This window comes from Pseudomonas azerbaijanorientalis (assembly GCF_019139795.1).
Taxonomy (GTDB): Bacteria; Pseudomonadota; Gammaproteobacteria; order Pseudomonadales; family Pseudomonadaceae; genus Aquipseudomonas; species Aquipseudomonas laurylsulfatiphila.
Genome location: NZ_CP077078.1, coordinates 5487501 through 5506339 on the forward strand (window position 1 = coordinate 5487501; position 18839 = coordinate 5506339).

Here is an 18839-nt window from a genome sequence, read left to right on the forward strand (position 1 = left end):
TCGCCTCATCCTTGATGTTGATCGCCTCCCACTTGGTAGCGGGAAGTTTTTCGCTGAACCAGGAAGGCGCCTTGCCGGATTCGACATCCGGGTAACGTGCAGCATCGCCAGCGCTGGCCCATTGCGGCAGGCTGCCCAGGGCGAAGCCCGCAACCGCGGCGCCGAGCACATTGCGTCGAGAAAGATAGAGGGATTCAGGCGTGACGTCCGACTCATGACAGTCGGAGGTTCTGGTGACTTTGATCAGCATGGTGACTCCGCAGCTCTGGAGGACAGACGCACCTATAGACTGCGGAGTATGAGGGAAATTACGCGTTCTTGTTACGGCGAAGACGTAACAGGTATTGAACGGGGCCGGAGGCTGCATAGGCGAGAAATACCAGCAGCAGGATGCGCGGCGGATCACTGAACACCACTGCAAACACCAGCACCACAGCGAGAATCGCCACGAACGGCACGCGCCCTTTCAGATCCAGCTCCTTGAAGCTGTTGTACTTGATGTTGCTGACCATCAGCATGCCGGCCGCAGCCACCATCAGCGCAACCAGGAAGGACATCTTCGACCCCTGGATACCGTAATCGCTGAACGCCCAGACGATGCCTGCAACAACACCCGCCGCCGCCGGGCTGGCCAGGCCGATAAAGTAGCGCTTGTCCGCCGTACCGACCTGAGTGTTGAAACGTGCGAGACGCAGCGCCGCACCCGCGACATAAACGAAGGCGACCATCCAGCCAACCTTGCCCATGTCACCCAGAGCCCAACCGAAGGCCAGCAATGCCGGTGCGACACCAAAGGCAACCATGTCCGACAGCGAGTCGTACTCGGCACCAAAGGCGCTCTGGGTATTGGTCATACGGGCCACGCGGCCATCAAGGCCATCGAGCACCATCGCAACGAAGATGGCGATGGCCGCAAACGCGAAATACTTGCTCGCATTGACCGCATCACCTGCACTCAGGGCCGCCTGGGCGCTCATCGAGTTGATGATGGAGTAAAACCCTGCGAACAGGTTCGCAGTGGTAAACAGGTTCGGCAGAAGATAGATACCACGATGCCGGACTTTACGACCTTCAGCGTCATGGCCCTCCTCGACATGTTCATCGATGGGCAGCAGGCTTTCGGCGTCAGAAGCCTGGTTTGGCTCTTCGGGGCGTTCGCTCATGGACATTACCTTGCAACGGGGTGGAAAGTTTGGACAGGTGTCTGGGACGACGGTTCGGCCGCAAACGATGCAGCTTTATACCAGAACCGGTCTCCCAAACGAAAAAACGCGGCCTAAGCCGCGTTTTTCGTACAAGGGCGTGACTTAGTTTTTAGCTTTGTCGACGATCTTGTTGGCACCGATCCACGGCATCATGGAGCGCAGTTGCTCGCCGATGATTTCGATACCGTGAGCGGCGTTGTTACGACGCTTGGCGGTCATCGAAGGATAGCCGGTAGCGCCTTCGCTGATGAACATCTTGGCGTATTCGCCGTCCTGAATACGTTTCAGGGCGTTGCGCATGGCCTGACGGGACTCGGCGTTGATAACTTCCGGGCCGGTCACGTACTCGCCGTATTCGGCGTTGTTGGAGATCGAGTAGTTCATGTTGGCGATACCGCCTTCGTACATGAGGTCAACGATCAGCTTCAGTTCGTGCAGGCACTCGAAGTAGGCCATTTCTGGCGCGTAACCAGCTTCAACCAGGGTTTCGAAACCGGCTTTTACCAGTTCAACGGTACCGCCACACAGAACGGCTTGCTCGCCGAACAGGTCGGTTTCGGTCTCGTCCTTGAAAGTGGTTTCGATGATGCCGGTACGACCGCCGCCAACGCCGGCAGCGTAGGACAGCGCAACGTTCTTGGCGTTGCCCGAGGCGTCCTGGTAGATAGCGATCAGGTCAGGGATACCGCCGCCCTTCACGAATTCGGAACGTACGGTGTGGCCTGGAGCCTTCGGCGCGATCATGATCACGTCGAGGTCAGCGCGCGGCACAACCTGGTTGTAGTGGATCGCGAAGCCGTGGGAGAAGGCCAGGGTGGCGCCTTTCTTGATGTTCGGCTCGATTTCGTTCTTGTACAGGGAGGACTGGAACTCGTCCGGGGTCAGGATCATGACCAGGTCGGCAGCCGCAACAGCGGAAGCAACGTCGGTCACTTTCAGGCCGTGGGCTTCTGCCTTGGCAACGGTAGCCGAACCTTTACGCAGGCCAACAGTCACGTCAACGCCGGAGTCTTTCAGGTTGCACGCCTGAGCGTGGCCTTGGGAACCGTAACCGATGATGGCAACTTTCTTGCCCTGGATGATCGACAGGTCGCAGTCTTTATCGTAGAAAACTTTCATGAATTTCCCCTATATCAGGCCGTTCAGGCCGTTCGCTAATTTGGTTTAGATGCTGAGTACTTTGTCGCCGCGGGCAATGCCGGTCACGCCGCTACGGACGGTTTCCAGAATCGAGGCGGTGCCGATGGACTGAATGAAGCTGTCGAGCTTGTCGCTGGTACCGGTCAGTTGAACGGTATACACGCTGGCGCTGACATCTACGATCTGCCCACGGTAAATATCGGTAGTGCGCTTGATCTCGGCGCGCTGGGCGCCGGTGGCCTTGACCTTGACCAACATCAGTTCGCGCTCGATGTGAGCACTTTCCGACAGGTCGACCAGTTTTACCACTTCGATCAGCTTGTTCAGGTTCTTGGTGATCTGCTCGATGACTTCATCGTGACCGACAGTGGTCAGCGTCAGACGCGACAGGGTCGGGTCTTCGGTTGGGGCCACGGTCAGGCTTTCGATGTTGTAGTTGCGCTGCGAGAACAGGCCAACCACGCGAGACAGAGCGCCGGGTTCGTTTTCCAGAAGCAAGGAAATAATGTGCCGCATGATTAAGTACGCTCCGTCTTGCTCAGCCACATATCGCGCATGGAGCCGTCTTTGATCTGCATCGGATAGACGTGCTCGCTGGTGTCGACCGAAATGTCGATCACCACCAGGCGATCTTTCATGGCGAACGCCTCTTCCATCTTCGACTTCAAGTCCTTCGAATCGGTGATACGCACGCCAACGTGACCGTAAGCCTCTGCCAGTTTGACGAAGTCAGGCAACGATTCCATATAGGAATGGGAGTGACGACTGCCGTAGCTCATGTCCTGCCACTGGCGAACCATGCCCAGCACACCGTTGTTCAGGATTACGATCTTGACCGGCAAACCGTATTGCAGGCAGGTCGAGAGCTCCTGAATGTTCATCTGGATGCTGCCCTCGCCGGTGACGCAAACGACGTCGTCATCCGGGAAGCTCAACTTGATGCCCATGGCCGCCGGGAAACCGAAGCCCATGGTGCCCAGGCCACCGGAGTTGATCCAGCGGTTCGGCTTGTTGAACGTGTAGTACTGCGCCGCGAACATCTGGTGCTGACCCACGTCAGAGGCTACAAAGGCATCGCCCTTGGTCACTTCGCACAGGGTTTCGATCACGGCCTGCGGCTTGATGACACTGCCGTCGCCCTTGTCATAAGGGAACAGGCCACGATCACCGCGCCACTCATCGACTTGCTTCCACCAGCTGGCAACGGACTCCTTGTTCGGGGTCTCGCCGATTTCCTTGAGGATCGCGACCATTTCGGTCAGGACACTCTCGACCGGACCCACGATAGGCACGTCGGCCTTGATGGTCTTGGAGATCGAAGCCGGGTCGATGTCGATGTGAATGATCTTGGCGTTCGGGCAGAACTTCGACGCGCCGTTGATGACACGGTCGTCGAAACGCGCGCCGACAGCGAGGATCACGTCAGCATGGTGCATCGCCAGGTTGGCGGTGTAGCTGCCGTGCATGCCGAGCATGCCGATGAACTGACGGTCGGTGCCAGGGTAGCCACCGAGACCCATCAGGGTATTGGTCACTGGCAGGTTGAGCATCTTCGCCAGTTCGGTCAGTGGTGCGGAACCACCGCCGAGGATCACGCCGCCGCCCGAGTACAACACAGGACGCTTGGCCGCCAGGAGCATTTCTGCCGCCTTGCGGATTTGACCGGAGTGACCGCGAACAGCCGGGCTGTAGGAACGGAGCTTGGCTTTTTTCGGGAAGACGTATTCGAACTTCTCGGCCGGGTTGGTCATGTCTTTCGGAATATCGACAACGACCGGACCAGGGCGACCGGATTGCGCCAGGTAGAAGGCTTTCTTCATGACTTCCGGGATTTCCGACGCGTGCTTGATCATGAAGCTGTGTTTCACGATCGGCCGGGAGATACCGATCATGTCGGTTTCCTGGAATGCGTCGGTGCCAACCATGGTGCTCGGTACCTGGCCGGAAATGACCACCATCGGAATGGAGTCCATGTAGGCCGTGGCAATACCGGTGATGGCGTTTGTCGCGCCCGGCCCGGAAGTCACCAGTACCACACCGGCTTTACCGGTGGCACGGGCGTAGCCGTCAGCCATATGGGTAGCCGCTTGCTCGTGACGAACCAGGATGTGGGTCACTTCCGGTTCTTTGAACAGGGCATCGTAGACATGAAGAAGAGCACCACCCGGGTACCCGTAGATATATTTGACGCCTTCGTCGCGCAAAAAGCGGACGAGCATCTCACCGCCAGATAAAAGCTCCACGTTGCTCACCTCTAAAACGCCAGAATACCGCCCACGAAAAATAGGACGGGTCTTAATAGGTTTACTTCTCGGCAGAGCATGAGCGACGGTGGTCGCCGACTACGTCAGCACTGACTGAGCAAGTATTGGGATCGTCCCAAGTGTTGCGGGGCTTTCCCACCCAGCGCGAGGTAACGCGTTGCGGGTGTAACAGGTCGACGCGGATATGCGCCTCATGATCTGCTGAGAGGGTCTGCTTCTGGCAGTCCCTGTACAGCGGACTTTGGATTCTTCTGTTTCGCCCTTCGCAAGTCAAGTCGTCTATGAGCTTTATTCTACTAAGCACATGAGAACGCAAGAAAAAACCCGTAAATCAGCCCCGTGTTAGCTTCGATTGCGCAACTTTTGGCAAAAAATTGGCACGCGCATGCACTTACCCTGCAGTAGCCGACAAAATAGAGAGAGATTGTGGACAACTGCTAGCGGACACTGGCAGCTTCTGGCTCAGCGAGAGGCGGTGATCAACTGATCAAACTCTTTTAGCAATACCTGCAACTGCCGATCCTTGCCCTGGACATTGCGTCCGGCAAAGACCATTTCAGCCATTTCCTGAATGCCCGAAGCATTGGGTAGCGGCAGATCCTGCTCGAGGATCATCTTCATGCGCGGCAGGAAGATCCATTGCAGCCATTGCTCGAAATCCAGTGTATCAACCGAAAACGGCTCGACACTGGAAAGCGCTTCGGCCGATGGCGAGACTTCATCCCACCATCCTTGCATCCGCAACTCGCGCTCGATCAACAGCAGTTGATCGGCGATTTTCAGAAAGCGCGCATCCATCACAGCGTTACCTTGGCCTTCTGGCGCGCCAGTGCGGCGCCCTGGGAGTCACCCTGTTTTTCACGCGCCTGGGCAATCAGCTCCCACAAGTTGGCCTGAAGGGCCGGACGCCCATTGGCCAAGGTCAGCCCACGGCGAGCGAACTGCTCGGCCTGGGCTGCATCGCCTTGCGCCATCCGCACCTGCGCCAGGCGGTACAGCACCTGCGGTTCACGCGGAGCAACGCGCTGGGCGCGTTCAAGGCTGGAAGAGGCACCGTTGAGATCACCGCTCGCCTGTTGCTGCTGAGCGGTGGTCAGCAAAGCCAGTACCGGGCCGTCCAGCTGCTCGTCGGCAGAGAGCCCGCCCGAGCTGGCCGACGGAATCCCGCTTGGCGACGACGGCATGCTGTAGCTGCCCTGGTTGATCGGCGCCGGCTGTACCGGCGACGTGTCAATCGGCCCCGGCGTGATCGGCCCCGGGGTAATAGGCGTGGTGCTGATTGGCGTTGAAGTCGTCGCAGCGCCTGGCACCATCACCACGACGCCGCTGTCACCTTGCGGAATCGCCTGGGTCTGCGACTGACCTTGTACAGGGCGCTTGACGGTCGTCTGGCGGAAGCCGCCATTGGCCGAGATCCGCTCACTGTTGGACACCGCGGTGCCGGAATCTACAACCGGAATCGAACCGCGTTGGACGGTAGAACAACCGCTGAGCAAAGCTACGGCGGCAACCGCTGGAATCAACCACTTGTTCACTTGAAATCCTCTTTGCTTAATTCATCCAGCCCTTGACCCAGTCCATCACCGACTCCGCAGGGTTTTCACCACCGCAAGCGGCGCCGGGAGGCGGTTCGCTGCCGCGAATATACGGCATCTGCACGGCACCGGGGCAACCGGCGTCAGAACCTTGTCCGGTTCGCGAATCCACCCAGGCCTGAACGATATTATCCGGCTGCGGCATGTCCAGCGGCAACGGGTCGGCCTTGCGCATGAAGCTGGTCCAGACCTGCAAGGCCCCGGTGGCGCCAGTGAATGGCGTCTTGCCGTTGTCATCGCGCCCCAGCCAGACCACCGCCAGCAAGTCCTGGCTGAAACCGGCAAACCAACTGTCTCGCGAGTCGTTACTGGTGCCGGTTTTACCCGCGAGAGTCAGTGTTCTTGGCAACACGTTATAAACCGAGCTGCCGGTACCTTCTCGCATCACGCGCTGCATGGCGCTCTGGATCAGGTAAATGGAGGCCGGATCGAAACGCTGCTGAATCTGGAACGGGTAACGCTTGAGCGGCTCGCCTTCGGCGGTCAGTACGCTGCGAATCCCGCGCATCGGCGTATTGAACCCACCGTTGGCGAGGGTCTGGTACATGGTCGCCACTTCGATGGGCGTCATCCCGCCAGCACCGAGCAACATCGACGGGAAGGCCGGGAATTCACGAGACACCCCCAGGCGCTCCACCGTCTTCAGGACGTTCGGCACACCGACCGCCAAGCCTAGGCGCGCGGTCGACAGGTTGTAGGAATGCGCCAAACCCTGATAGAGGAAGACGGTACCGTGAGAACGACGATCGTAGTTCTGCGGCTTCCAGACCTGGCCGTCGGCGCCCTTGACCGAGAAGGACTCGTCCGACAGCCAACTGGTCAACGTGTACTGGCTCGGCTTCTCCAGCGCGGTCAGGTACACAGCCGGTTTGATCAACGAGCCGATCGGCCGCACAGCATCCAGCGCCCGGTTGAACCCGGCAAAACTGGCCTGGCGACTGCCGATCATGGCCTGTACTTCGCCAGTCTCCGGGTTGGTCACGACCATCGCCGCTTCAACATCATCAGACCCCTTGCGCCCGGCCAGGCGCTTGAAGGTGTCGTTGACCGAGGCTTCAGCCTTCATCTGCAGGATCGGGTCGAAACTGGTGAAGATGCGCAGGCCTTCCTCGGTCAAGTCTTCGTCGCGATAGTCTTCGCGCAACTGACGCTTGACCAGATCGAGGAATCCGGGGAACGAGCTGTCCGCCAGACTGCCGCGTTTGGTCACACCCAGCGGCATTTTCTTCGCCGCCTCAACCTGCTCGGCAGTCGCGACGCCCTGCTCCTGCAGCACATCGAGTACCAGGTTGCGCCGCTCAAGGGCACGTTCCGGATAACGACGCGGGTTGTAGGAAGACGGCCCTTTGACCATCCCCACCAGCAGTGCGACTTGATGCAGCTTGAGCTCGGCCAGCGGCTGGCTGAAGAAGAACTGGCTGGCCAGACCGAAACCGTGCACCGCGCGCTGACCGTCCTGCCCGATAAACACTTCGTTGAGGTAAGCCTCAAGGATTTCGCGTTTGTTATAATGCAGTTCAAGCAACAGCGCCATCATCGCTTCGGTGAGTTTGCGGCTCAGGCTGCGCTCGTTGGTCAGGTAGAAGTTCTTGACCAACTGCTGAGTCAGGGTACTGCCACCCTGACGCATGCGGCCGGATGAACCGTTGACCCAGATCGCTCGGGCGATCGACTTCGGTGAAACACCAAAGTGATGATAAAAATCGCGGTCCTCGACAGCCACCAGCGTTTCCAGCAGATACGGCGGCACCTGATCGATTTTGATCAGAATCCGGTCTTCGAGGTTTTTCGGGTACAGGCCACCGATCAGCAGCGGTTCCAGGCGTACCACCGACAGCTTCGAGCCTTTTGCCCCCGCCAACTCGGCCACGTAATCGCCGGAGAAACGCACCCGCACCGGTTGCGCTTGCTCCATGCCTTCATAGAACTGGAAGCCACGGGTGTTCAGGTCAACGGTATTGCCGTTGACCGACGCCGCGCCCGGGCCGTTGGCCACGCTTTCACGGCGATAGCCCAGGGCATCGAGCTCGGTCAGGAAATCATCCCTGCTCAGCTTTTGTCCGACGAACAGCTCGAGCGGACGTGCGTAAACCTTGGCCGGAATCGTCCAGCGCTTGCCGGAGAACTTCTCCTGGACGATTGCATCAAGGTAAACGGCGAATCCGGCCAGCACTACCAGGCCGACCAGACTGAGTTTAATGGCCCAGCCCAGCCACGGGCGCAGGCCCCTGGAGGGTGGTTTTTTGGGGGTGCGGGGAGTTCGAGTACGAGTCATGGCGGCGGATTATACGCACTTTATTGATACTCAACAGGAGCGCTCCGAGGTTTGCGTCAAGCGGACTTGCAGCCATAATGACGGCCTTGATTTTCCAGACTCTGAAGGATCGCCTGTGAGCCAGACCTTGATCGCTGCCCTGCAAAACCCTGCCCTCTACCCGCACCCGGTAGAAGGATTCCAGGTCATCGAAACCCATATCTCCTGGGTCATTCTCACCGGCCCCTTCGCTTATAAAGTGAAGAAACCGGTCAACTTCGGTTTTCTCGACTTTACCGGCCTTGAGGCTCGCGAGCATTTTTGCACTGAAGAACTGCGCCTGAACCAGCGCCTGACCAACGATTTGTACCTGGAAGTGTTGCCCGTCACCGGCAGCGCCGAGGCTCCGCAATTGGGCGGCGAAGGGCCAGCCATCGAATATCTGCTGAAGATGCGCCAGTTCCCGCAAAGCGGACTACTGAGTACCCTGCAAGCCAATGGCGAATTGACCACTGCGCACATCGACGAGATGGCCGAGCAAATCGCCCGCTTCCACCTCAGCGCCCCCAAAGTGCCGGCCGGGCACGAAGCCGGCACCCCGGACAGCGTCATGGCGCCAGTACGCCAGAACTTCGAGCAGATTCGCCCGTTCCTTAGCGATAAAGCCGACCTGTTGCAACTCGACGCCCTGCAAGCCTGGGCCGAAAGCAGCTTCGAACGCCTCAAACCACTGCTCACCCAGCGCAAGGCCGAAGGCTTCATTCGCGAATGCCACGGTGATATCCACTTGGGTAACGCAACCGTGATCGACGGCAAGGTCGTGATCTTCGACTGCATCGAATTCAACGAGCCGTTCCGTTTTACCGACGTTTATGCCGACACCGGCTTCCTGGCGATGGACCTGGAAGATCGTGGCCTGAAGTGTCTGGCGCGCCGTTTCGTCAGCCAGTACCTGGAGCTGACCGGCGACTATCGCGGCCTCGAGCTGCTGAACTTCTATAAAGCCTACCGCGCCCTGGTTCGCGCCAAGGTCGCCCTGTTCAGCATGCCGGCCGACGCCACTGCGGTGCAGCGTGCCACGACCCTGCGCCAGTACCGCAACTACGCCAACCTTGCGGAAAGCTACAGCACCATTCCTTCGCGCTTCATGGCCATTACCAGCGGCGTTTCCGCAGTCGGTAAGAGCCATGTCGCCATGCGCCTGGTCGAAGCCCTGGGCGCGATTCGCCTGCGCTCCGATGTCGAGCGCAAGCGCCTGTTCGGCGAGCAGACCGTCGAGAATGATGTACAGGCCGGCATCTATAGCGCCGACGCCAGTGCGGCGACCTATGCCCGCCTGCACGACATCGCCGACGTCATTCTGCATGCGGGCTTCCCGGTGGTGGTCGACGCCACTTACCTCAAGCGTGAGCAGCGTGACAGTGCGGCGAAGGTGGCCGAGGCCACGGGTGCCCCCTTCCTGATCCTCGACTGCAATGCACCACAGGCCGTGATCGAAAGCTGGCTGGCCGCACGCCAGGCCGACAAAAAGGACCCGTCCGACGCCACGCTGGCCGTAATCGAAGCCCAACAAGCCAGCCGCGAGGCGCTGACCCCCGCAGAAATCCTCTGCAGCAAGCGCGTCCAGACCAATGAAAGCGGGACTCTCGATACCGTTGTGGAACAGATTCGCCAGCGCCTGCCGGGCCTGTAAAAACTATTTCAGTCGTGAGGCCCTCGCAGGCCTCACGGCTGTTAAACAGTGGCACTATACTGGCGTCATAAAACCATCAGGTGATGCGACATGAGCCAGCCAAAACTTCTCGACACACCGCTTTATGCCCTGCTGCACAAAGACGACATCAGAGGCTTCAACAGTGAGCGCCCCAAGGATGGCCCCATCGACATGGCGGGTGGCGATTTCCGGGGGCTGGACCTGCGCGAACTGAATGCCGACGGCGTGGATTTCAGCGACGCCTACTTCCGTTCCGCCGACTTGCGCGGCATCGATTTTCGCAAAGCGAACCTGGAAGGCGCGAGCCTGGCCCACGCGCAAATCTCCGGCACCTACTTTCCAGTGGAACTGAGTGCCGACGAAATCCTCATGTCGATGAACTTCGGCACACGGTTGCGCTACCGTACCCGCTGATCATCGTTGCCGACTGACACGTCCAGTGCCCTCCCCCTGCACTGGACTACAGGGATGTTCACCCGCAATTCCCGACTGTTCCCCACCTCTTCCTCCCTCGTTCGCAGACTTTTCACGCCCTGCCAATGCCCATCTCTTAGAAGCGTTTGCGTCGAAAACGAGCAAACAATCACGCTTTTCCTGCTGATGGCTACACTCCTCAGAAGATTGCCCACGCTCTCCATTCGGCCATCGCAAGGAGGCTTGATGAATGATGAACTGCAACACCTGAAGAATCTTGGCAAGACGTCAGCGCAATGGCTGCATGCCGTGGGCATCCATAGCGCATCGGACTTGCGTCGCCTCGGGGCGGTGGATGCTTATCGGGCCGTGCGTACGCGCGGTTTTCGGGCGTCCAAGGTGTTGTTGTACGCCATTGAAGGCGCCTTGATGGACGTCCACTGGAATGACATCCCTGCCGAGCGCAAGGAAGCGTTGAACAAACAACTGGAAGCCATTTCTTCACGTCACAAGAACTGATCAGACAAGTATTCCCGAAGCTTTGCATCCTGAAACCCAATGATTACGGGGCCTGCAGAAGTAAATTCGGCGAATCACCAAGAAATCGAAAAACAGCGGTTGACTTGGTAATGAGAATCGATATTATTACCACAACTGGTCGCGAGACTGGTCGATTTTCTGAAAAGCCCTTGGTTCGGACTCTCAGATTATCTCCTCATCAGGCTAATCACGGTTATTTGACCCGGCTCTTGCCGGGTCTTTTTTTGCCTGTGGAAAAGTACTGACGGGGCCGGCGATACCGATCACCACAACGCGGGTGGTCAGACGTATGACAGTTTCAGGGGCATCGAATGACCAGGCCAAGTATCCTCGACGACAGGCACTTGTCCCCGGCGGACAAGACGGCCATTTGATCGCATTTAACCGTCAAGCCCGGACATATCCGGTCACGAGTTGCGGGACAGAGGATAGAGATGAAGTTGCTTTGCGCAGGTGCCGAACTGGTGAATGACAGCAGTCGCGGTTTCGACATTGACGGCCAAAAGCTTTTTGCGGTGCGCCGCAGCGGTCAGGTCCATGTCTACATCAACCGCTGCCCGCACCGGGGCGTCGCTTTGGAGTGGCATCCCGACCAGTTTCTCGACCCGAGCAACAGCCTGATCCAGTGCGCCACCCATGGCGCACTGTTCCTGATCGAAGACGGTGAATGCGTCGCCGGCCCTTGCGCGGGGCAAGCCTTGACCAGAGTGGCCTGTCGCGAGGACGAACAAGGGATCTGGATCAGCCTTTAGCCGCCCGGCAACACATCCAGACGCCGGTCGACCAGCATCTCTTCGTGGCTCAACCGCACACCGTAAGCCAACACCTCGACCCCACATTCAATAGCCTCACGCAAGGCCTGCGCATAAGCCGCATCGATTTCCTGCGCCGGGCGTACGGCCTCGATGCCGGTCAGGCAAACACAGTACAGCTGCACCGCGCGAATACCGTCCCTGGCCAAGTGGGCCAGCTCCCGCAGATGCTTGGCACCACGCTGGGTGACTGCATCCGGAAACGCCGCCACCGCCGTACCGTCGAAACCCAGGGTCACGCTTTTGACCTCGACGTAGGCAGGCCCTTCGGGGAAATCGAGCCGGAAATCAATACGACTGTTTTCCTGACCATAAGCCACTTCGCGCTTGAGCCCGGTAAAGCCGTTCAATTCGGTGATGACGCCCGCTCGCAGCGCCTCTTCGACCAAACCATTGGCACGGGCGGTGTTCACGCAAAACAACCGACCTTGCGGGGTTTCGCCGATCTCCCAGGTGCCGGGCAACTTGCGTTTCGGGTCGTTGGAGCGGCTGAACCAGACCTGCCCGCCTTCGACCTGACAATTGAGCATCGAGCCTGTATTCGGGCAGTGAATAGTCAGCAACTCGCCGTCAACGGTTTCGATATCGGCGAGAAAACGCTTGTAGCGTCGAATCAGGCGACCTTCTTCGAGGGGGGGATGAAATCGCATCAGCCTTGCCAGCTCCGCAACCCACGGGCAATGCGCTCGACCGCTTCCTGCAAACGCTCGAGATTTTGCGTGTAGGCGAACCGTACATGATGCCCGGCCTGATAACGCCCGAAATCCAGCCCCGGAGTGAAGGCCACATGCTCGGTTTCGAGAAAATATTTACAGAACGCGAAGGCATCGCCGCCAAACTTGCTGATATCGGCGTACAAGTAGAATGCCCCTTCCGGCTCCACGGCAATGCCGAAGCCCAATTCACGCAAGGCCGGCAGCAGGTAATCCCGACGTCGGCCAAATTCGGCGCGACGCTCTTCAAGAATACTGATGGTTGCCGGCTCGAAGCAGGCGAGCGCGGCGTGCTGCGCCATGCTTGGAGCGCTGATATAAAGATTCTGGGCGAGCTTTTCCAGCTCACCGACGGCAGCGTCCGGGGCCACCAGCCATCCCAACCGCCAACCGGTCATGCCGAAGTACTTTGAAAAACTGTTCAGCACAAAGGCACTGTCGTCGACTTCCAGCACGCTGGCCGCATCGGTGCCGTAGGTCAGGCCGTGATAGATCTCGTCGACCACCAGATGACCATGGCGCTCCTTGATCGCGACAGACAACTTCGCCAGTTCGTCGCGGGTCAGGATCGTGCCGGTCGGATTGGCTGGCGACGCCACCAATGCGCCCACGCTGTCGTGATCCCAATGACGCTCGATCAGGCCAGGCGTCAATTGATAACGCACCTCCGGACCGACCGGCACCAATTGCGCCGCGCCTTCGACCAGTCGCAGGAAGTGCCGGTTACAGGGGTAGCCCGGGTCTGCCAGCAGCCAGTGCTTGCCGGGGTCTACCAGCAAAGCACTGGCCAGCAGCAACGCGCCGGACCCGCCGGGTGTGATGAGGATGCGTCGAGGGTCGATGTTCAAGCCATAACGCTGCTGATAAAAGCCCGAAATGGCCTCACGCAGCTCCGGAATGCCGCGCGCGGCAGTGTAACGGGTCTTCCCCGCTGCCAGCGCAGCCTGGCCGGCCTGGATGATCGGTTCGGCGGTGGTGAAGTCCGGCTCGCCGATTTCCAGGTGGATCACATCGTGGCCGGCCGCCTGCAATTCATTGGCCCGCGCCAACAACGCCATGACATGAAAGGGTTCGATCGCGCGACTGCGGGCACTGTAGGACTGAGCCATTGGCCTTCCTTCAACGGGGAAAAAAACCGATTCTACCCAAGCGCAGGAACGAGCGAGAACCTAAAGCGGTCAGAGGGCTTATTACCCTGACCACAAACGATTCAAGCGTGCGCGCAAGGTTTGACTAAAATCAATAGTTGAGCAGGGTTCCGGAGCCGCCAGACAACGGTTTGTCATCATTGGCAAGCACCATGAGCCGCAAGCTCGACATCCGGGAGTAGCGCGGCCCGAGTTGATCTGGTAAGTTCGCCCGCTTGCAGCCGCAGGGCCGGCAGGTGTCGGTGATGGAGCAATCCTGCGCAGATGGATTACAAGAGTAGAGGCGGTCTATTTCATGTCCACCCAAGCAAAGCAGCAAAACCAGGCAATCAGCGGCTTCGAGCCCTATGTTCAGAAAGCTGGCGAAGAGTACATGGGCGAGCCCATGCGCAAGCACTTCACCAAGGTCCTGAATCAGTGGAAAAAAGAGCTGATGGAAGGTGTCGACAAGACCGTGGACCACATGAAGGACGAAGCGGCCAACTTCCCTGATCCGGCAGACCGTGCCAGCCAGGAAGAGGAATTCGCCCTTGAACTGCGTGCCCGCGATCGTGAACGCAAGTTGATCAAGAAGATCGACAAGACACTTCAGCTGATCGAAGACGAAGAGTATGGCTGGTGTGAATCCTGCGGCATCGAGATCGGCGTCAAGCGCCTCGAAGCGCGTCCTACCGCCGACCTGTGCATCGACTGCAAGACCTTGGCGGAAATCAAGGAAAAGCAAGTCGGCAAGTAATTGCGACTTGAACGAAGAACGGAGCGTGCGAACGCTCCGTTTTTGTTTCTAAAATTTGCCTCAGCAGCAAACCTGTGGGAGCGGGCTTGCTCGCGAAAGCGGTGCGTCAACCTATATTGATGTTGAGGCTGATGGCCTCTTCGCGAGCAAGCCCGCTCCCACAAGGTGGTTAGCGCAAGCCTGGAAAAAGTAACACTGCCCTTATGACTGCCATCGCCTCACCCACCTACATCGGGCGCTTTGCCCCCACGCCCAGTGGCCATCTGCACTTCGGCTCGTTGGTCGCCGCATTGGCCTCCTACCTTGACGCGCGCTCGGTGGGCGGACGCTGGCTGATGCGCATGGAAGACCTTGATCCGCCCCGCGAGGAACCCGGCGCCCAGGCGGCCATTCTCAAGGCCCTGGAAAGCTATGGCTTCGAGTGGGATGGCAACCTGGTTCGCCAAAGCGAGCGGCACGACGCCTACGCCGAGGTGCTCAATCGCCTGTTCAATCACGGCCTGGCCTACGCCTGCACCTGCTCGCGCAAACAGCTGGAACCGTATCACGGGATTTACCCCGGACTGTGCCGCAATGCCGGCCATGGCGCCGATGATGCCGCCATCCGCCTGCGCGTACCGGAGCTGGAATACCACTTCCTCGACCGGGTGCAGGGCGAGTACCGCCAGCACCTGGGCCGGGAAGTCGGCGATTTCGTGATCCGCCGTCGCGACGGGCTCTACGCCTATCAACTTGCCGTGGTCCTGGACGATGCCTGGCAGGGCATCACCGATATCGTTCGGGGTGCCGACCTGCTGGATTCCACGCCCCGCCAGCTGTACCTGCAAGAACTGCTCGGCCTGCCGCAACCACGTTATCTGCATATCCCGCTGATTACTCAGCCCGATGGCAATAAACTCGGTAAATCCTACCGTTCGCCGCCGTTGACCGAGGATCAGGCAACGCCACTGTTGTTGCGGGCGCTGCGCGCGCTGGGACAGAACCCGGGAACCGAACTGATTGATGCCACGCCACGGGAAGTGCTGAACTGGGGCATTGCCCACTGGGATGCCTCGCTGATCCCGCGCACACTGAGCCTGCCCGAGGCACAGCTGTTGTGATCACACTTGCAGTGCCGCGCCCATCCGTTACCATCGCCGCACGTTTTCGGGCACGCACATAAAAAAGAGAGGCCGGGATGTACATCTATCGCTTGGTCCTGCTTTTGGTAGTGGGCATTTACCTGTTTTCCCCGGCCATCATGGATTGGTGGATCGACGCCACTGGCGCCTGGTATCGCCCTTATCTGCTCTGGCTGATTCTGATCGTCGTGACCTTCATCCTGCAGAGCCAAAAAGATGCCGATGAGCTTTAGCCTGACCCAGATGATCCTGATCAGCGCCGCGTACCTGGCGGTGCTGTTCGGTGTGGCCTGGATCAGTGAACGGGGCATGATTCCCCGGGCGATCATTCGCCACCCGCTGACCTACACCCTGTCACTGGGCGTCTATGCCAGTGCCTGGGCGTTTTACGGCACCGTGGGCCTGGCCTATCAGTACGGCTACGGCTTTCTATCCAGCTACCTGGGCGTTTCCGGGGCCTTTCTGCTGGCGCCGGTGTTGCTTTATCCGATCCTGAAGATCACCCGCACTTATCAACTGTCGTCCCTGGCGGACTTGTTCGCCTTCCGCTTCCGCAGCACCTGGGCCGGAGCGCTGACGACGATCTTCATGCTGGTCGGCGTATTGCCATTGCTGGCCCTGCAGATTCAGGCGGTCGCCGACTCCATCGGCATCCTCACCCGCGAGCCTGTACAAAATCGCGTGGCCCTGAGTTTCTGCGCACTGATCACGCTGTTCACGATTTTCTTCGGCTCCCGCCACATCGCCACCCGGGAAAAGCATGAAGGCCTGGTGTTCGCGATTGCCTTCGAATCGGTGATCAAGCTGATCGCCCTCGGCGGTGTCGGGTTGTATGCGCTTTACGGCGTGTTCGACGGCCCGCAACACCTTGAACTGTGGTTGCTGCAAAACCAGACCGCGCTCGCGGCCTTGCACACGCCTTTGCAGGAAGGCCCGTGGCGCACCCTGTTGCTGGTGTTCTTCGCCTCAGCGATCGTGATGCCGCACATGTATCACATGACCTTTACCGAAAACCTCAACCCGCGCTCGCTGGTCAGTGCGAGCTGGGGCCTGCCGCTGTTCCTGCTGCTGATGAGCCTGGCGGTGCCGCTGATTCTATGGGCCGGCCTGAAACTGGGCGCCACCACCAATCCGGAATACTTCACCCTGGGCATCGGCATCGCCGCCAACAGCAAGGCGCTGGCGTTGCTGGCCTATATCGGCGGGCTGTCTGCTGCCAGCGGCCTGATCATCGTCACCACACTGGCGCTGTCCGGGATGGCCTTGAACCACCTGGTACTGCCGCTTTATCAACCACCGGCCGAAGGCAATATCTACCGCTGGCTGAAGTGGACCCGCCGGGCGCTGATTGTCGCGATCATCATGGCTGGCTACGGCTTCTACCTGATGCTCGGTGCCGAACAGGACCTGGCCAACCTCGGCATCGTCGCTTTCGTCGCCACGCTGCAGTTCCTGCCGGGCGTGCTCTCGGTCCTGTACTGGCCGACCGCCAACCGTCGCGGCTTCATCGCCGGCTTGCTGGCGGGGATACTGGTGTGGCTGGTGACTATGTTGTTACCGCTGGTCGGTAACCTGCAGGGCTTCTACATTCCGCTGCTGAACATGATCTACGTGCTGGACGACACCAGCTGGCACATGGCGGCGATTGCCTCGTTGGCGGCCAACGTACTGATGTTCACCCTGATCTCGCTGTTCACCAACGCCAGCACCGAAGAGGCCAGCGCCGCCGAAGCCTGCGCCGTGGATAACGTGCGCCGCCCGCAACGCCGCGAACTGCACGCAGCCTCGCCCCAGGAATTCGCCACGCAGCTTGCAAAACCGCTGGGTGCAAAAGCGGCGCAGAAAGAAGTGGAACAGGCGCTGCGCGACCTTTATCTGCCATTCGACGAACGCCGACCCTATGCCCTGCGGCGCTTGCGTGACCGCATCGAAGCCAACCTCTCCGGCCTGATGGGGCCGAGCGTGGCCCAGGACATGGTCGAGACGTTCCTGCCCTACAAGGCTGGCGGCGAAAACTACGTGACCGAAGACATTCACTTCATCGAAAGCCGACTCGAGGACTACCACTCGCGCCTGACCGGCCTGGCCGCCGAACTCGATGCCCTGCGCCGCTATCACCGCCAGACCCTGCAGGAATTGCCGATGGGCGTTTGCTCGCTGGCGAAAGATCAGGAAATCCTCATGTGGAACAAGGCTATGGAGGAGCTGACCGGCATCGCCGCGCAGCGCGTGGTCGGTTCGCGCCTGAGCACCATTGCCGATCCGTGGAAAGAACTGCTGCAAGGCTTCATCAATCTGCCGGACGAGCACTTGCACAAGCAGCACCTGGCCCTCGACGGCCAGACACGCTGGCTGAACCTGCACAAAGCGGCAATCGACGAACCCCTGGCACCGGGTAACAGTGGCCTGGTGTTGCTGGTGGAAGACCTGACCGAAACCCAGATGCTCGAGGACAAGCTGGTGCACTCCGAGCGCCTGGCGAGCATCGGTCGCCTGGCGGCCGGCGTGGCCCATGAAATCGGCAACCCGATCACCGGTATCGCGTGCCTGGCGCAGAACCTGCGCGAAGAACGCGAGGAAGACGGCGAGCTGAAGGAGATCAGCGGCCAGATCCTCGAGCAGACCAAGCGTGTGTCGCGCATTGTCCAGTCGCTGATGAGCTTTGCCCATGCCGGCAGCCATCAGCACAGCGACGAGCCCGTCTGTCTGGCCGAAGTGGCTCAGGATGCCATCGGCCTGCTGGCACTGAACCGACGCAATTTCGAAGTGCAGTTCTACAACCTGTGCGACCCCGAGCACTGGGTCGAAGGCGACCCGCAACGGCTGGCCCAGGTGTTGATCAACCTGCTCTCAAACGCCCGTGACGCATCGCCTCCCGGCAGTGCGGTGCGGGTCAAGAGCGAAGCCGGCGAACACACGGTCGACCTGATCGTGGAGGACGAAGGCAGCGGTATTCCGTCGAGCATCATGGACCGATTGTTCGAACCTTTCTTCACCACCAAGGACCCAGGCGAAGGCACCGGTCTGGGCCTTGCACTGGTCTATTCCATCGTTGAAGAGCATTATGGACAAATCACCATCGACAGCCCGGCTGATGTTCAAAGCCAACGCGGCACCCGAATCAGGGTTACCTTGCCGCGTCATGTCGAAGCGACGTCCGCTGTGAACTGAGACCGTCGAGAG

At 59.5% G+C, this 18839-nt stretch carries 18 protein-coding genes (1 of these 18 only partly in view); 8 read left to right on the forward strand and 10 right to left on the reverse strand.

What is annotated here, in order from left to right; all coding sequences use genetic code 11:
• The 8 genes from msrP to mrcB form a co-directional block, all read right to left on the reverse strand.
• Nucleotides 1-250, reverse strand: partial view of a protein-methionine-sulfoxide reductase catalytic subunit MsrP gene (gene msrP / locus KSS91_RS24560; protein ID WP_217836370.1) — the 5' portion only. 764 nt of this gene lie to the left of the window's left edge; only the first 250 of its 1014 coding nucleotides appear in the window; its start codon is at nt 248-250; the stop codon falls past the left edge of the window.
• Nucleotides 251-308: 58 nt separating this feature from the next.
• A complete protein-coding gene (gene pssA / locus KSS91_RS24565; protein ID WP_217836371.1) occupies nt 309-1163 on the reverse strand; it encodes a CDP-diacylglycerol--serine O-phosphatidyltransferase in 855 nt (284 codons plus the stop codon).
• 144 nt (nt 1164-1307) lie between these two features.
• Entirely contained in the window at nt 1308-2324 is a 1017-nt protein-coding gene (gene ilvC / locus KSS91_RS24570; RefSeq protein WP_003228216.1) for a ketol-acid reductoisomerase, read from the reverse strand.
• 45 nt (nt 2325-2369) lie between these two features.
• Nucleotides 2370-2861: an acetolactate synthase small subunit gene (ilvN, locus tag KSS91_RS24575; RefSeq protein WP_003176102.1), complete on the reverse strand. Its 492-nt coding sequence runs from the start codon at nt 2859-2861 to the stop codon at nt 2370-2372.
• Nucleotides 2862-2863: 2 nt separating this feature from the next.
• Nucleotides 2864-4588: an acetolactate synthase 3 large subunit gene (locus KSS91_RS24580; protein WP_015096847.1), complete on the reverse strand. Its 1725-nt coding sequence runs from the start codon at nt 4586-4588 to the stop codon at nt 2864-2866.
• Between the two features lie 483 nt (nt 4589-5071).
• Nucleotides 5072-5407 carry a YqcC family protein gene (locus KSS91_RS24585; protein WP_015096848.1) on the reverse strand — a complete coding sequence of 112 codons (336 nt, stop codon included), beginning with the start codon at nt 5405-5407 and terminating at the stop codon, nt 5072-5074.
• Nucleotides 5407-6144 (reverse strand): tetratricopeptide repeat protein, encoded by a 738-nt coding sequence (locus tag KSS91_RS24590; RefSeq protein ID WP_217836372.1) that lies wholly within the window; start codon nt 6142-6144, stop codon nt 5407-5409. Before KSS91_RS24590 ends, KSS91_RS24585 begins: the two co-directional genes overlap by 1 nt.
• Nucleotides 6145-6160: 16 nt before the next feature.
• Nucleotides 6161-8479 carry a penicillin-binding protein 1B gene (mrcB, locus tag KSS91_RS24595; RefSeq protein WP_217836373.1) on the reverse strand — a complete coding sequence of 773 codons (2319 nt, stop codon included), beginning with the start codon at nt 8477-8479 and terminating at the stop codon, nt 6161-6163.
• A 115-nt stretch (nt 8480-8594) separates the two neighbouring features.
• Here mrcB and KSS91_RS24600 point away from each other — a divergent pair, with 115 nt between their 5' ends.
• The 4 genes from KSS91_RS24600 to KSS91_RS24615 all read left to right on the forward strand — a co-directional run bounded on the left by KSS91_RS24600 (nt 8595) and on the right by KSS91_RS24615 (nt 11878).
• Entirely contained in the window at nt 8595-10151 is a 1557-nt protein-coding gene (locus KSS91_RS24600) for a bifunctional aminoglycoside phosphotransferase/ATP-binding protein (RefSeq protein ID WP_217836374.1), read from the forward strand.
• Between the two features lie 90 nt (nt 10152-10241).
• Complete coding sequence (locus tag KSS91_RS24605; RefSeq protein WP_217836375.1) at nt 10242-10586, forward strand: pentapeptide repeat-containing protein; 345 nt, start codon at nt 10242-10244, stop codon at nt 10584-10586.
• A gap of 246 nt (nt 10587-10832) precedes the next feature.
• Complete coding sequence (locus KSS91_RS24610; protein ID WP_007971093.1) at nt 10833-11105, forward strand: TfoX/Sxy family protein; 273 nt, start codon at nt 10833-10835, stop codon at nt 11103-11105.
• A 455-nt stretch (nt 11106-11560) separates the two neighbouring features.
• Nucleotides 11561-11878, forward strand: coding sequence for a Rieske (2Fe-2S) protein (locus KSS91_RS24615; protein WP_015096854.1), 318 nt, complete (start codon nt 11561-11563; stop codon nt 11876-11878).
• On the opposite strand, the gene sfsA is transcribed toward KSS91_RS24615, so the two are convergent.
• A complete protein-coding gene (sfsA, locus tag KSS91_RS24620; protein WP_217836376.1) occupies nt 11875-12588 on the reverse strand; it encodes a DNA/RNA nuclease SfsA in 714 nt (237 codons plus the stop codon). The two genes, KSS91_RS24615 and sfsA, sit on opposite strands and share 4 nt — an antisense overlap.
• A complete protein-coding gene (locus tag KSS91_RS24625) occupies nt 12588-13760 on the reverse strand; it encodes a pyridoxal phosphate-dependent aminotransferase (protein WP_217836377.1) in 1173 nt (390 codons plus the stop codon). The genes sfsA and KSS91_RS24625 overlap by 1 nt, the downstream gene beginning before the upstream one ends.
• Before the next feature lie 334 nt (nt 13761-14094).
• Between KSS91_RS24625 and dksA the strand changes: the two genes are divergently transcribed.
• The 4 genes from dksA (at nt 14095) to KSS91_RS24645 (ending at nt 18827) form a co-directional block, all read left to right on the forward strand.
• Nucleotides 14095-14535, forward strand: a complete 441-nt coding sequence (gene dksA, locus KSS91_RS24630) for an RNA polymerase-binding protein DksA (protein WP_007971100.1) — start codon at nt 14095-14097, stop codon at nt 14533-14535.
• 203 nt (nt 14536-14738) lie between these two features.
• Entirely contained in the window at nt 14739-15635 is an 897-nt protein-coding gene (gene gluQRS / locus KSS91_RS24635; RefSeq protein ID WP_217836378.1) for a tRNA glutamyl-Q(34) synthetase GluQRS, read from the forward strand.
• A gap of 77 nt (nt 15636-15712) precedes the next feature.
• Complete coding sequence (locus KSS91_RS24640) at nt 15713-15889, forward strand: hypothetical protein (RefSeq protein WP_003176118.1); 177 nt, start codon at nt 15713-15715, stop codon at nt 15887-15889.
• A complete protein-coding gene (locus KSS91_RS24645; RefSeq protein WP_217836379.1) occupies nt 15873-18827 on the forward strand; it encodes a sensor histidine kinase in 2955 nt (984 codons plus the stop codon). The genes KSS91_RS24640 and KSS91_RS24645 overlap by 17 nt, the downstream gene beginning before the upstream one ends.
• Nucleotides 18828-18839: the final 12 nt, after the last annotated feature.

Excerpts from the sequence above, each read along its gene's own strand:
- KSS91_RS24625 (WP_217836377.1), bottom strand. The coding sequence starts at position 13,760 with ATGGCTCAGTCCTACAGTGCCCGCAGTCGCGCGATCGAACCCTTTCAT.
- ilvC (WP_003228216.1), bottom strand. The coding sequence starts at position 2,324 with ATGAAAGTTTTCTACGATAAAGACTGCGACCTGTCGATCATCCAGGGC.
- gluQRS (WP_217836378.1), top strand. The coding sequence starts at position 14,739 with ATGACTGCCATCGCCTCACCCACCTACATCGGGCGCTTTGCCCCCACG.
- KSS91_RS24585 (WP_015096848.1), bottom strand. The coding sequence starts at position 5,407 with ATGGATGCGCGCTTTCTGAAAATCGCCGATCAACTGCTGTTGATCGAG.
- dksA (WP_007971100.1), top strand. The coding sequence starts at position 14,095 with ATGTCCACCCAAGCAAAGCAGCAAAACCAGGCAATCAGCGGCTTCGAG.
- KSS91_RS24640 (WP_003176118.1), top strand. The coding sequence starts at position 15,713 with ATGTACATCTATCGCTTGGTCCTGCTTTTGGTAGTGGGCATTTACCTG.
- pssA (WP_217836371.1), bottom strand. The coding sequence starts at position 1,163 with ATGAGCGAACGCCCCGAAGAGCCAAACCAGGCTTCTGACGCCGAAAGC.
- mrcB (WP_217836373.1), bottom strand. The coding sequence starts at position 8,479 with ATGACTCGTACTCGAACTCCCCGCACCCCCAAAAAACCACCCTCCAGG.
- KSS91_RS24605 (WP_217836375.1), top strand. The coding sequence starts at position 10,242 with ATGAGCCAGCCAAAACTTCTCGACACACCGCTTTATGCCCTGCTGCAC.
- KSS91_RS24645 (WP_217836379.1), top strand. The coding sequence starts at position 15,873 with ATGCCGATGAGCTTTAGCCTGACCCAGATGATCCTGATCAGCGCCGCG.
- ilvN (WP_003176102.1), bottom strand. The coding sequence starts at position 2,861 with ATGCGGCACATTATTTCCTTGCTTCTGGAAAACGAACCCGGCGCTCTG.
- sfsA (WP_217836376.1), bottom strand. The coding sequence starts at position 12,588 with ATGCGATTTCATCCCCCCCTCGAAGAAGGTCGCCTGATTCGACGCTAC.
- KSS91_RS24615 (WP_015096854.1), top strand. The coding sequence starts at position 11,561 with ATGAAGTTGCTTTGCGCAGGTGCCGAACTGGTGAATGACAGCAGTCGC.
- KSS91_RS24610 (WP_007971093.1), top strand. The coding sequence starts at position 10,833 with ATGAATGATGAACTGCAACACCTGAAGAATCTTGGCAAGACGTCAGCG.